Genomic DNA, 12,437 nt, shown 5'->3' with positions numbered 1-12,437 from the left:
ACTAGTCCGTCGACCGGGGCGGTCAGTTCTCGCCCAGCGCGCGGGACACCAACTCCCGCGCCGCGTCCTGCACCTGTCTGAGGTGGTCCGCGCCGAGGAAGGACTCGGCGTAGATCTTGTACTTGTCCTCGGTGCCGGACGGCCGGGCCGCGAACCAGGCGTTCGCGGTGCACACCTTCAGCCCGCCGATCGGTGCTCCGTTGCCCGGCGCCGCGGTGAGGGTCGCGGTGATCGCCTCGCCAGCGAGGTCGGTCGCGGTCACCGCGTCCGGCGTGAGCGCGGCGAGTGCCGCCTTCTGCGTGCGGTCGGCGGGCGCGTCGACCCGCGCATACACCGGGTCCCCGTACCGGTCGGCGAGGTCGCGGTACCGCTGCGACGGGGTGCGGCCGGTGACGGCGAGGATCTCGGCGGCCAGCAACGCGAGCGCGATCCCGTCCTTGTCGGTGGTCCAGACGCGGCCGTCGCGGCGCAGGAACGACGCGCCCGCGCTCTCCTCCCCGCCGAACCCGAGCTCACCCGACGCCAGGCCCGCCACGAACCACTTGAAGCCGACCGGCACCTCCGTCAGGTCGCGGCCCACCCCGGCGGCGACGCGGTCAATCATCGAGGAGCTGACCAGGGTCTTGCCGACCCTGGCCCCCGCGTCCCAGGCCGGGCGGTGCGGGTACAGGTAGTCGACCGCGACGGCCAGGTAGTGGTTCGGGTTCATCAGCCCGGCGTCGGGGGTGACGATGCCGTGCCGGTCGGCGTCGGCGTCGTTGCCGGTCGCGAGGTCGTAGCGGTCGCGGGCCCCGATCAGCGAGGCCATCGCGTCCGGGGACGAGCAGTCCATCCGGATCCGGCCGTCGGTGTCGAGGGTCATGAACCGCCACGTCGCATCGACGGCGGGGTTGACGACGGTCAGATCGAGGCGGTGCCGCTCCGCGATCGCACCCCAGTAGTCGACCGCGGCGCCGCCCATCGGGTCGGCGCCGATCCGGATGCCCGCGGCCCGGACGGCGTCGAGGTCGACGAGGTTCGGCAGGTCGTCGATGTAGGTGGCGAGGTAGTCGTGCGGGTGCGCTGCGGTCGCGAGCGCGGTCGCGAGCGGCACCCGGCGCACCCCGCCGAGGCCCGCGGCGAGCAGTTCGTTGGCGCGGCGCTCGATCACCGACGTCGCGTCCGAGCCGGCGGGCCCACCGGTCGGCGGGTTGTACTTGAAACCGCCGTCGCGGGGCGGGTTGTGCGACGGGGTGACGACGATTCCGTCGGCGAGGGCGGACGGCGCCTGCGCGTTGTGACGCAGGATCGCGTGGCTGACGGCGGGGGTCGGGGTGTACCGGCCCGCGGCGTCGACGAACACGTCGACGCCGTTGCCCGCGAGGACCTCGAGGGCACTGGTCCATGCCGGTTCGGACAGCGCGTGCGTGTCCCGGCCGAGGTACAGCGGTCCGGTGTGGCCGCGGCTCGCCCGGTACTCGACGATCGCCTGCGTCGTCGCGAGGATGTGGGCCTCGTTGAACGCACCGTCGAGGCTCGACCCGCGATGCCCGGAGGTGCCGAACGCGACCCGTTCGTCGGGGTTGCCCGGGTCCGGGATCCGGCTGTAGTAGGCCGTCACCAGGTGGGCGAGGTCCTCAAGGTCCTCGGGGCGTGCGGGGGTGCCAGCGCGGGGGTGGGCCATGGCGTCAATTCGACCATGCGGTCCGTTCGCGGGCGGCATCCGATCAGGCGAGCAGGTGGCCGAGGGTGAACCCGACGGCCGCCGCGCCGACCCCGGCGACGACGGTGACCACGACGTTGACCACCGCGTACCGCCGCGCCCGGTCCTCGAACAGCCGGACGGTCTCGTAGCCGAAGGTGCTGAACGTGGTCAACGCGCCGCAGAAGCCTGTCCCGAGCAGCGTCCACAGCGCGCTGTCGTGAGCGGTCGCGGCGCCGGCGAGGACACCGAGGATCAGCGATCCGATCACGTTGACGCACAGCGTCCCCCACGGGAAGGCGCTGTCGTGCCGGGACTGCACCGCCCGGTCGAGGAGGTAGCGGGTCGGTGCCCCGATCGCGCCGCCGAGCAGGACGAGCAGGACCGGGGCGAGCGATGCGCCGGGCGTCACTCCGGTCGGTCGCTCACGTGCAACCGTTCGACCCGGTCGACGGTGACGGTCGCCCGGGTGAGCAGTTCGGCGATGGCCGCGACGAACGCGCGGATGCGGGGCTCGTCGTCGACGACGACCACCAGCACCGGCAGCCCGTCGGCGAGGTCGAGGAGGCGGGTGGTGTGAATGCGCGAGGACGCGCCGTAGCCCTCGATGCCGCGCCAGACGCTGGCGCCTGCGAGTCCCGCGTCGCGGGCGCGGCGGACGATCTCCTGGTACGTCGGGCGGTGGTGCCACAGGTCGTCGAGCCCGAGGATGATCGACAGCCGCAGTTCGGACCGGGAGTGCACGGTGTGCCGGTCGGTGGTCATGTCAGATTCCCTTCCCGACGCGCGCGCCGACGACTGCCCGCGCGATCCACAGTCCGGCGAGGACCGCGGCCAGTGCCGCGAGGACGCTGCCGGCCAGGTAGGTGACGGCGAGCGGGGTGTGCCCGCCCGCGAGCAGTTCCCGGACCTCCACCGCGTAGGTGGAGAGGGTGGTGTAGCCGCCGAGAACACCGACCCCGAGGAACGGGCGCAGCAGCCGATGCCCGGTCCACACCTCGGTGACGACCACCATCAGGATCCCGATCAGGAAACAGCCGGTGACGTTCGCGATCGCGGTCGCCGCCGGCAGCTGCCCGGGTGTTGGCGGAATCGCCACCGTCAGCGCGTACCTGGCGAGCGCACCGAGCGCGCCGCCCGCCGCGACCACGGCGATCACCGGGACGTCCTCCCGCGTCACGGTCACCTCCTCCGGTCCCCGCTACCCGCGCTCGCCGAGCCGGAACCGCACGGCCGCGACGACGTCGTCCACGGCCCGCGCCAGCACCGGCACCCGCTCGGCCGCGGACGGCGCGGTCAGCACCCGCAGCGTGTCGAGCGGGCCGAGGGGCAGCACCCGGGCCAGCGTGAACGCCCGATCGCCCGCCGATCCGGTCAGCTGCGACCAGTCCGGGGGCCGCGGCGCGCCAGGGGCGGTCGATGCCAGGTCGGTGAGTTCGGTGATCCGGTCGGTGAGGGCGGCGACGTCGTCCGCCGACGGCTCCGACGGGTCGTCCGGCCACGACCGCACCCGCGCCCGCGGGTAGGGGGCGTCGGGCAGCCACTCGTCCACCCGGATCCGCTCCTCCCCCACGCAGCCGAGCAGCAGCCTGCCGCCGGGCGCGCGGCGGCACGAGGTGATCCGGGCGACGGTCCCGACACCGGTCCGCTCGTCGCCGCCGCCGACCTCGTTGCCGCGGGCGATCAGCACCACCCCGAATCGCATCCGCTCCGGGGATGCCGTGCAGTGCTCGATCATCGCCAGGTACCGCGGCTCGAACACCTGCAGCGGCAGCACCTCGCCGGGCAGCAGCACCGCACCGAGCGGGAACATCGGCAGTTCATACGTCTCACCCGGCGCCATCTCGTCAGGCTAACAAGGGCCCCGACCTGCGGCTCTGCAGGTGCGCCCTGCCGAGTCGTTAGCATGTCGAGCCGTGACGGACACCAACACGATCGCCGACCCCGCGGAACGGGCCACCCCCGCCCCGCCCTCCCGGCTCCGCGGGCCACGCCTGGTCGCGGCGGTCAGCGCGCTGCTCGGCATCGTCCTCGCCGTCTCCATCCCGTTCCTCCCGGTCCGGCAGACCGCGGCGACGGTGTCCTGGCCGCAGAACGGGGCGACGACCGGCGTCACGGCACCGCTGGTGTCGTACGCGCCGATCGACCTCGACGTCGCGATCCCCTGCACCGCCATCGACCAGCTGCCCGACGGCGGGGTGCTGGTGTCGACGGCGCCCATCGGGAGCCGGGACGCCGAGCGGTACGGCCTGGTCGCGAAGGTCGTCGCCGACCCCGACCCGCGGCTGGACGTGATCGTCCGGGACCGGGTGCTGGTGTCGACCCCTCTGGACGACCTGACCGCCGGGTGCACGATCACCGTCCGCTCCGACCCGGCCGGGACCACCGCCACCGTCGGCGAGGTCACGGCGACGCTGGACGAGGACCTGCGTCCGCAGCTGGTCGGGGTGTTCTCGCAGCTGCCCGACACCGCCGACGGGTTGTCGGTGACCGCGCAGCTCGACACCCGCTTCAGCACCGCCCCGACCCCGCTGAAGCTGGCCGCGATGCTGCTCACCGCGCTCGCGACCGCGGTCTCGCTGGTCGCACTGCACCGCATCGACGCCGCCGACGGGCGGCGCACCCGACGATTCCTGCCCGCCCGGTGGTGGAGCTTCACCCGGATCGACGCGCTCGTCGTCGGCACCCTCGGCCTGTGGCATGTGATCGGCGCGAACACCGCCGACGACGGCTACCAGCTCGGCATGGCCCGCGCCGCGGGCGAGGCCGGCTACATGGCGAACTACTTCCGCTGGTTCGGTGTCCCCGAGGCCCCGTTCGGCACCCCGTTCTACGACGTCCTCGCCTGGATGACGCACGTCTCGACGGCGAGCATCTGGATGCGGCTGCCCGCGCTGTGCGCCGGACTGCTCGGTTGGTGGCTGATCAGCCGGGAGGTGGCGCCCCGCCTCGGCGCCGCGGCGCGCGCGTCCCGGGTGCCGCTGTGGACCGGAGCGCTGGTGTTCCTCGCGTTCTGGCTGCCGTTCAACAACGGCCTGCGTCCCGAACCGATCGTCGCGGTCGGCGTCCTCGCCACCTGGTGCTCGGTCGAACGCGCGATCGCGACGCGGCGGCTGCTGCCCGCGGCGGCCGCGATCCTGGTCGGCGCCGTCACCGTCACCGCAGGCCCGTCGGGCATCATCTGTTTCGCCGCCCTGATCGCGGGGGCCCGCCCGATCGCCCGCATCATCGCCGACCGGGCGCGGACGGTCGGCTACACCGCGACCCTGCTGCCGCTGATCGCGGCCGGCGTGTGGGTGCTGGCGCTGGTGTTCGCGGACCAGACCCTCGCCGCGGTCCGGGAAATGCAGCACGTGCACGCCATCGGCCCCGCCGACCCCTGGTTCATGGAGTACATGCGCTACCAGTGGCTGCTGCAGATCAGCGTCGACGGGTCCCTCTCGCGCCGCTTCGCGGTGTTCACGATGATCCTGTGCCTGGTCACGGTGATCGTGGCGATGCTGCGGCGCGGCGGGCAGATCCCCGGCACCGCGCAGGGGCCGAGTCGTCGGATCGTCGGCATCACCCTCGGCGCGATGGTGCTGATGATGTTCGCCCCGACGAAGTGGACTCACCACTTCGGCATCTACGCGGGCCTCGCCGCCGCCGTCGCGGTGGTCGCCGCGATCGCGGTCTCGCCCATCGTGCTGCGGTCGCGTCGCAACCGGGCCCTGTTCGCGGCGGCGGTCACGTTCCTGGTCACGATGTCGTTCGTCAGCCAGAACGGCTGGTGGTACGTGTCGAGCTACGGTGTCCCGTGGTGGGACAAGCCGCCGTCCGTCGCTGGCGTCGGATTCGCGACGCTGCTCCTCGGCGCCACCCTCGCGCTGCTCGCGGTCGCCGCCTGGTACCACGTGCACCCCACCGCGGACCGGCGCCGCGACCCCGGGCGGCTGTGGTCGATCCCGCCGCTGACGGTGGCCGCCGCCGCGCTGGTCCTGTTCGAGGTGCTCTCCCTCGCGAAGGGCGCGGTGGCCCAGTACCCGGCGTACTCGGTGGCGCGGTCCAGCATCGACTCGATCACCGGCAACAGCTGCGGCCTCGCGAACGACGTTCTGCTGGAAACCGATCCGAACGCGTCCACGCTGCGGCCGCTGTCGGGTGACGTCGCAGCCGGGCTCACCGCGGGTGGCGGCGACGGGTTCACCCCGAACGGCGTCGCCGCCGACCTGACCCCCGACGAGGAGGATCTCGCCGCGGGCACCGCCAACACCATCGACCGCACCGGGGACTCCGGTGACACCGCAGGCGCCGGAACCGCGGGCGGATTCGGCGGCGAGGGCGTCAACGGCTCCACCGTCGCGTTGCCGTTCGGTCTCGCGCCCGCGTCCACCCCGGTGCTCGGCAGCTACGGCGCGTCCGGCGCCGCGCAGGTGAGCACCGACTGGTATCGACTGCCCGACCCGGACAGCGAGGGTTCGCGCGGCGACCTGATCTCCATCGCCGTCGCGGGCCGCATCCACTCCGTCGACGCGGACGGCATCGCCACCTACGGCCAGCGGCTCGACGTCGAGTACGGCGTCACCGACGCAGGCGGGGTGCGGATGCTCGGCTCGACCACCCCGATTGACATCGGCCCGGTCCCGTCGTGGCGGAACCTGCGGGTCCCCCTCGACCGGCTGCCCGCCGAGGCCGACGTGGTGCGCATCGTCGCCGCGGACACCGACATCGCGGGCGACCAGTGGCTCGCGTTCACGCCGCCGCGGGTCCCGGTCACGCAGACGCTGCAGGAGGTCGTCGGGACGCAGACACCGGTGCTGCTGGACTGGGCCGTCGGCCTGAACTTCCCGTGCCAGGCGCAGATGCTGCACCGCAACGGGGTCGCGGAGGTGCCCGAGTACCGGATCCTCCCCGACCGCCACGGTGCCATCGCCACCGGACGCTGGCAGGACCACGCCGGCGGCGGGCCGCTCGGCTGGACCGGCATGCTGCTCGGTGCCCGCACCATCCCGTCCTACCTGGCGCACGACTGGGACCGGGACTGGGGGTCCATCGAGCAGTTCGTCCCGATCGACCGCGCCGCGGGCCCGGCCCGGGTCGACACCGCAACGGTGACCCGGTCCGGGACGTGGACCCCCGGCCCGATCATCACCGCCTGGTAGCGCTGCGCGCCCGTGCGTGATTTTCACCCCAATAGTGGTGAAAATCACGCACGGACCGCGAAGCGGTTTACGCTGTAGGGCGGAAAGGGACTTCCATGCGCATTCTGCTCGGGCGGTCCGTGGCCGCCGCACTCGCAATGCTCGCCTGCCTGCTCTTCGCCACTCCCCCCATACAGGCCCAGCCCACGACTCCGGTCGCCGACCCGGACCCGTTCTACTGGGCGCCGCCCGACCTCGCCGCCCGCGCCAACGGGGACGTGCTACGTACCCGCCCCGTCGACGTCTCCCGGTACGGCAACGCCGACGGCTGGCAGGTCCTGTTCCGATCCACCAACTCATCGGGCGCGCCGATCGCGGCCGCCACGACGGTGATGGTGCCGCGCGGCGGCGTCGACCGCCCGCTGGTGTCCTATCAGGCGATCATCAATTCGCTCGGCACCCAGTGCGGGCCGTCGCACACCCTCTTCAACGGGCAGTTCACCGAGGCGCCCGCGCTGGCGCCGCTGCTGTTGCGGGGCTGGGCGGTCACGATTCCCGACCACCTCGGACCGACCAGCGCGTACGGCGCCGCCCGGCTCGGCGGGCAGATCGTGTTGGACGGGATCCGCGCGGTCAAACACCTGCCCGAACTGCGCCTGGTCCGCAGCCCGGTCGGCCTCGTCGGCTACTCCGGCGGCGGCATGGCCACCGGCTGGGCCGCCGCGCTGGCCCCGACGTACGCGCCCGACCTGCCGATCGTCGGGGTCGCGCAGGGGGGTGTCCCCACCAATCTGATCGAGATGGCCGCCGGTCTCGGCCCGGCCCCGCACCCGCTGTTCGGGCTGGCGTTCGCCGCGACGCTCGGCCTCGAGCGGGAGTACCCGAACCAGATCATGGTGTCGCCGTTCCTGACGCAGGAAGGCAGGTCGCTGCGCGATCAGATCGTCAACGCCTGCTCACAGCAGATCATCGACGACGGCGCAGGCCACAGCACGGGTGAAATGACGCAGGACCCGAACCGGGTGCTGCAACCCCCGATGCGCACCGTCTTCGACGAGAACAGCCTGCTGACCTATCCGGGCGCCCCGACCGCTCCGGTGTTCGCGTGGCACGGGGCGGGCGACCAGCTGGCACCGCTCGATTCGACGTCGGCGACAATGAGCCGCTGGTGCGCGTCCGGCACCCGGGTGTTGTTCAACGTGCTGCCCGGCGATCACGGACCCGCCGCGATCGAGGGCATCCCCGGCGTCTTCGGCTACCTCGGTGACCGGTTCGGGGGCGTGCCCGCTCCCAGCAACTGCTGACTACGGCGCGGGCCACGGCGGCAGCGGCGGCTTGACCCAGGTGATCTTCTCGTCGGCGTGCGCGGGGACGGCGCGCGGGTCGCCCGGATGGGCCGCGGCCCAGCGGTTCTTCTCGTCGAGCAGGTCAGCGACCACGGTCCACGTCTCGTGCGTGCTCGGCGGGTTCGCGCCAGCGGCGCGGGCGAGCTTGCGGAGCCGCTCGTCGGGCATCGCGAGCAGGTCGGCGCTGCCGATCCCGAGGTCCCACACGAACCGCGCCAGCCCGAGCGCCTTGTCGCGGCGCCGCCGCGAGGCCGCGTCGGTGTGCGCGAAGTCGACGGCATGGAGGGATTCTGGTCCGCCGGATTCCACGAGTACAGACTAGTCACCGCAAGTCGACGACACGGAGCGATGCCTCCCACCCTGCGGACCCTGGCGGTCGTCGAATGCCAATATGGTCCACACGCCGGGTGAAGGCTGACCTCTAGATCGGTGGGTGCAAGTGCAGGATCGGCCCTGGTCGAACAAGCAGATGGAGCTGCTGGCCCAATGTCTCCGCGACGGAGTGGGTCCGGTCGCTGGCTGTCCCGAGTACGACGACGTAATGATCTGGTATGACGAGCTCGCCGCCGAGGTTCACGAAAAAGTGCAGTCACTTCCCTGGGATTCCCTACTCCCCAGCGCGGACCCGGATCTTACGTTCCGGACGAAGACGATCGATACTTTGAGGGAGAAGCTCAACCGCCTCGACTCCGGCCCGCTCAACAACATCGTGGACATCGCGGGGGGTGCGCTGCGACGCCGAGATGACGCTCGACCAGCAAGACGCGGTTGCAGCAGCGATTGCGCACTCGTTCGGTATGGACCCAAGCAAGGCGATCAAGGATCTGCGCGTCCACCATCACAGCGGGTATCGAGCGGTCCACATCCACCTCAAGCTGCGTAGAGCAATGGCCGAGGTCCAGGTTCGTACCGAACTGCAAAGCAAATGGGCGAACACCTATGAACGTCTTGGCGATATCGTCGGCCGAGGCATCCGATACAGCAGCGTCGATCAGACAACGATCAGTGACGCGACAGACCCAACATGGATCGCAATCGCCACCAGACTCCAGGAGATCTCCACCGGGCACATCAGGGTGATCGAGGAACGCAAGAACACGATCGCGCAGATGCTTCCAGAGGCTGGATACGTGTGGCAGAGTCTCGATGATCTGCCCGAACACGTTCGTAGGATCGGCGAATCGGTGCTCGAAGGCGAAGCCCAGCTATCTATTATGCTCGACGACATCGAGCGGACACTTCGCGGCTGACCGAGGGAGGGACGGCATAGTGACAGCATTTGTGATCGAGTTCAATCGCAAGACTGCAGACCGAACCGTGACCCAGTTCTCCGGGGCGGACGGACGTCGATCGGCCATGCTGCACCGGCTTCAACTTGAGAAGGCACGCTCTGATTCCAACGTGGAGATTGTCTCCCTGGTGAGCGATTCGATCGAGATGCTTCGTCGCACGCACTCACGGTATTTCCTGGGCCACGAACGTCCGAGCACTCACTAGATCCGTCCGCATCCGCCGCCTCCCTCGGCAGGGCCCCGGAAACGGGGCGAGGCCCCGGACCGTGTGGTCCGGGGCCTCATGCGGTGGAGCTGCCGGGAATTGAACCCGGGTCCTACGCAAATTTGCCTGGGCTTCTCCGTGTGCAGTTCGCTATGCCTCTACTTGGATCTCCCGGTCTCGCGAACAAGCCGTGATGACGATCCCAGTCACTGTTGGATGTCCCGCCCGACTCCGTGACCGAGCCGTGCGGTAAAGCCCTCTAGCTGATGCCAGTACCCGACCCGAGGGCGAGATCGGACTGACAGACACGCTTCGCTACTTAGGCAGCGAGAGCGTAGTCGCGCTGATTGGAATCGGCGCTTAATTGGTTGCATCGACGCTTACGGTGGTCTCTTGCCTGCACCGACACGCTTCCCCAAACTAAACGTACGCAGTCGAAACCGTTCAGCCCCGTACGTACCCAGCAACCTGCTGGGACCACACACTGTAACGCGCCGCGGCGGGGAAATCATCCCCATTTTCCGGTCGGCGTGTCGACGCACCCAAACCTGGACATATGTCCAGCTACCGCCTACGCTGCGAACCCACCCGCCCGATGATTCAGGCCACACCCACCCGACCCGGGAGACCTCGGACACACATGACCCTCGCCGCCCGCCTTCGCCGTGTCCTTCCCGCGCTCGGGGTCGCCGCCGCACTCGTGGTCGGCGGCGCGACCTCCGCTGGTGCGGCCCCGGAGCCCGCGCCCACCGGTCCCGGCGACGACCCCGTGTTCGGGCTCGCGAACGGCTGCTACGCCCTCCGCTCCGAGCAGACGGGAGCGTTCGCCCGGCTCACCCCGGACGGCTACCGGATCGACGCGGGCACCGCAGCCGAGGCCGAGGCATTCCGGTTGCACGCCGCACAGCTGGGTCGGTTCATGTTCTACGGCCGCGGCGGCGACCTGCTCGCCACCGACGACACGCCTGCGGGCCCGGCGATCGTCGCGACCCGCGACGCCACCCCCGCGACCGACTGGACCCTGACGCACACCGGCGGCGTCTACAGCATCGTCTCCACCGACACCGGCGACCAGCTCACCGCCAACGAGGGCAGGTTCTTCTCCACCGACCCCGGGATCGACCCCGACGGCGGCCGTTTCACGCTGGTCCCGACGTCGGGGTGCGCCGACTTCCCCGACTCCGAGGTGAACGCGACCGGAACGCCGCTGGCCGGGACCGGGCCGAACGGGGAGGTCCGCGGGTTCATCGACGCCCACGTGCACCTCGACGCGAACCTGTTCATCGGCGGCCAGGTGCACTGCGGCACCCCGTTCGACCCGCAGGGCATCACCGCCGCCCTGCGGGATTGCGCCGACCACGGCACCGACGGCCTGCCCGCGCTGCTGGAGAACATCCTGTCCCACGGCTCCCCGGTCGCCGAGCACGACACCGTCGGCTGGCCCACCTTCCGGGACTGGCCGCACCCCGATTCGCTGACCCACGAGCAGACCTACTACCGCTGGGTCGAACGCGCCTGGCGCGGCGGCCTGCGAATCTTCACCAACCTGCTGGTCAACAACCGGGTGCTGTGCGACATCTACCCGCTGAAGAACCGGTCCTGCAACGACATGGACACCATTCGCGCGCAGGCGCAGCAGGTGCACGAGATGCAGGACTACATCGACGCCCAGTACGGCGGTCCCGGCCGCGGCTGGTTCCGGATCGTCAGCTCCCCCGCCGAGGTCCGCGAGGTCGCCGCCGCGGGCAAGCTCGCCGTCACCCTCGGCGTCGAAACGTCGGAACCGTTCGGGTGCAGCATCCGGGACGGCGTGCCGCAATGCACGGCCGAAGACATCGACCGCGGCCTCGACGAGGTGTACGCGATGGGGGTGCGGCAGATGGTCGTCACCCACAAGTTCGATAACGCGTTCGGCGGCGTCCGGTTCGACCCGGGCATCCAGGGGGTCGCGGTCAATGTCGGCAACTTCATCGGCACCGGACGGTTCTGGGAGGCGGAGCCGTGCACGACCCGGGAACGCGACAACGAGCTGCTGTCCGTCGGTGACGGACCCGCCGCTGCGCTCGCCGCGCTGCCGCCCGGCGTCACGACACCGGTGTACCCGTCCGGACCGCTGTGCAACACCCGCGGCCTGACCGACCTCGGCGAGCACATGGTCCGCGGCATGATGGCCCGCGGCATGATCGTCGACGTCGACCACATGAGCGTGAAGACCGCAGCGGACACCCTGACGATCCTTGAGGAGGCCGGGTACTCGGGTGTGGTGTCGAGCCACAGCTGGACCGACCCGCTGAACTACAAGCGGATCTACGCGCTCGGCGGATTCGTTGCGGCCTACGCGTCGACCCCGCAGGCCGACCCGACGCAGGACGACTTCGTTTCCGCGTGGCGGGAGGCCCGCGGGATGCGCAGCGACGACTACTACTTCGGCTTCGGGTACGGCGCGGACACCAACGGTTTCGGTCCGCAGGCGCGGCCGCGGACCGACGCAGCGACCAGCCCGCTGCGCTACCCGTACACCACCTTCGACGGCGGCACCGTGATGGACCGGCAGCGGACCGGGGAGCGGGTCTTCGACCTGAACGTCGACGGGGTCGCGCAGTACGGGCTGATCCCCGACTGGATCGAAGACATGCGGATCCACGCGGGCGAGGACGGGGACCGGATCATCGAGGACCTGAGCCGCGGCGCCGAGGCGTACCTGCAGATGTGGGAGCGCGTGGACCGCTGACGCGGGCGGCGGGCGGCCGAATCGTCCGGCCGCGGCGAGGGTTCGGGCCTAGACTCGACGAC

General features: G+C 70.9%; 10 protein-coding genes and 1 other RNA gene. 4 read left to right on the top strand and 7 right to left on the bottom strand.

Annotated elements, in window-relative coordinates:
• Positions 1–22 precede the first annotated feature (22 nt).
• The 5 genes from pgm to ACFWQG_RS07825 are packed head-to-tail and all read right to left on the bottom strand — an operon-like array spanning position 23 to position 3,524.
• Entirely contained in the window at positions 23–1,663 is a 1,641-nt protein-coding gene (pgm, locus tag ACFWQG_RS07845; RefSeq protein WP_378507023.1) for a phosphoglucomutase (alpha-D-glucose-1,6-bisphosphate-dependent), read from the bottom strand.
• Positions 1,664–1,706: 43 nt separating this feature from the next.
• A complete protein-coding gene (gene crcB / locus ACFWQG_RS07840; RefSeq protein WP_378507022.1) occupies positions 1,707–2,093 on the bottom strand; it encodes a fluoride efflux transporter CrcB in 387 nt (128 codons plus the stop codon).
• The gene (locus tag ACFWQG_RS07835) at positions 2,090–2,446 is read right to left on the bottom strand and encodes a DUF190 domain-containing protein (RefSeq protein ID WP_378507021.1); all 357 of its coding nucleotides are present in this window, start codon (positions 2,444–2,446) and stop codon (positions 2,090–2,092) included. Before ACFWQG_RS07835 ends, crcB begins: the two co-directional genes overlap by 4 nt.
• Before the next feature lies 1 nt (position 2,447).
• Positions 2,448–2,861 (bottom strand): fluoride efflux transporter FluC, encoded by a 414-nt coding sequence (locus ACFWQG_RS07830; RefSeq protein ID WP_378507020.1) that lies wholly within the window; start codon positions 2,859–2,861, stop codon positions 2,448–2,450.
• 21 nt (positions 2,862–2,882) lie between these two features.
• Positions 2,883–3,524, bottom strand: coding sequence for an LON peptidase substrate-binding domain-containing protein (locus ACFWQG_RS07825; protein ID WP_378507019.1), 642 nt, complete (start codon positions 3,522–3,524; stop codon positions 2,883–2,885).
• 73 nt (positions 3,525–3,597) lie between these two features.
• Here ACFWQG_RS07825 and ACFWQG_RS07820 point away from each other — a divergent pair, with 73 nt between their 5' ends.
• Entirely contained in the window at positions 3,598–6,822 is a 3,225-nt protein-coding gene (locus ACFWQG_RS07820) for an arabinosyltransferase domain-containing protein (protein ID WP_378507018.1), read from the top strand.
• A 95-nt stretch (positions 6,823–6,917) separates the two neighbouring features.
• Positions 6,918–8,105 carry a lipase family protein gene (locus ACFWQG_RS07815; protein ID WP_378507017.1) on the top strand — a complete coding sequence of 396 codons (1,188 nt, stop codon included), beginning with the start codon at positions 6,918–6,920 and terminating at the stop codon, positions 8,103–8,105.
• Here the strand turns inward: ACFWQG_RS07815 and ACFWQG_RS07810 are convergent, their stop codons facing one another.
• Positions 8,106–8,456: a hypothetical protein gene (locus ACFWQG_RS07810; RefSeq protein WP_378507016.1), complete on the bottom strand. Its 351-nt coding sequence runs from the start codon at positions 8,454–8,456 to the stop codon at positions 8,106–8,108.
• A 434-nt stretch (positions 8,457–8,890) separates the two neighbouring features.
• On the opposite strand from ACFWQG_RS07810, the gene ACFWQG_RS07805 reads away from it, so the two are divergent.
• Complete coding sequence (locus tag ACFWQG_RS07805; protein ID WP_378507015.1) at positions 8,891–9,397, top strand: hypothetical protein; 507 nt, start codon at positions 8,891–8,893, stop codon at positions 9,395–9,397.
• Positions 9,398–9,725: 328 nt separating this feature from the next.
• Here ACFWQG_RS07805 and ssrA read toward each other — a convergent pair.
• Positions 9,726–10,096: a transfer-messenger RNA gene (gene ssrA, locus ACFWQG_RS07800) on the bottom strand.
• A 188-nt stretch (positions 10,097–10,284) separates the two neighbouring features.
• Here ssrA and ACFWQG_RS07795 point away from each other — a divergent pair.
• Positions 10,285–12,375, top strand: a complete 2,091-nt coding sequence (locus ACFWQG_RS07795; protein WP_378507014.1) for a peptidase — start codon at positions 10,285–10,287, stop codon at positions 12,373–12,375.
• The last annotated feature ends 62 nt before the right edge of the window (positions 12,376–12,437 follow it).

The sequence above is a fragment of the Rhodococcus sp. NPDC058532 genome, assembly GCF_042719255.1.
In the GTDB taxonomy this organism is placed as follows: Bacteria; Actinomycetota; Actinomycetes; order Mycobacteriales; family Mycobacteriaceae; genus Rhodococcus_G.
Note: the sequence above shows the minus strand (reverse complement) of the source record. Positions and strands in the feature narration are given on the sequence as shown.

Coding starts and splice junctions, on each gene's coding strand:
- pgm (WP_378507023.1), bottom strand. CDS start 1,663: ATGGCCCACCCCCGCGCTGGCACCCCCGCACGCCCCGAGGACCTTGAG.
- ACFWQG_RS07835 (WP_378507021.1), bottom strand. CDS start 2,446: ATGACCACCGACCGGCACACCGTGCACTCCCGGTCCGAACTGCGGCTG.
- ACFWQG_RS07825 (WP_378507019.1), bottom strand. CDS start 3,524: ATGGCGCCGGGTGAGACGTATGAACTGCCGATGTTCCCGCTCGGTGCG.
- ACFWQG_RS07815 (WP_378507017.1), top strand. CDS start 6,918: ATGCGCATTCTGCTCGGGCGGTCCGTGGCCGCCGCACTCGCAATGCTC.
- ACFWQG_RS07805 (WP_378507015.1), top strand. CDS start 8,891: ATGACGCTCGACCAGCAAGACGCGGTTGCAGCAGCGATTGCGCACTCG.
- ACFWQG_RS07795 (WP_378507014.1), top strand. CDS start 10,285: ATGACCCTCGCCGCCCGCCTTCGCCGTGTCCTTCCCGCGCTCGGGGTC.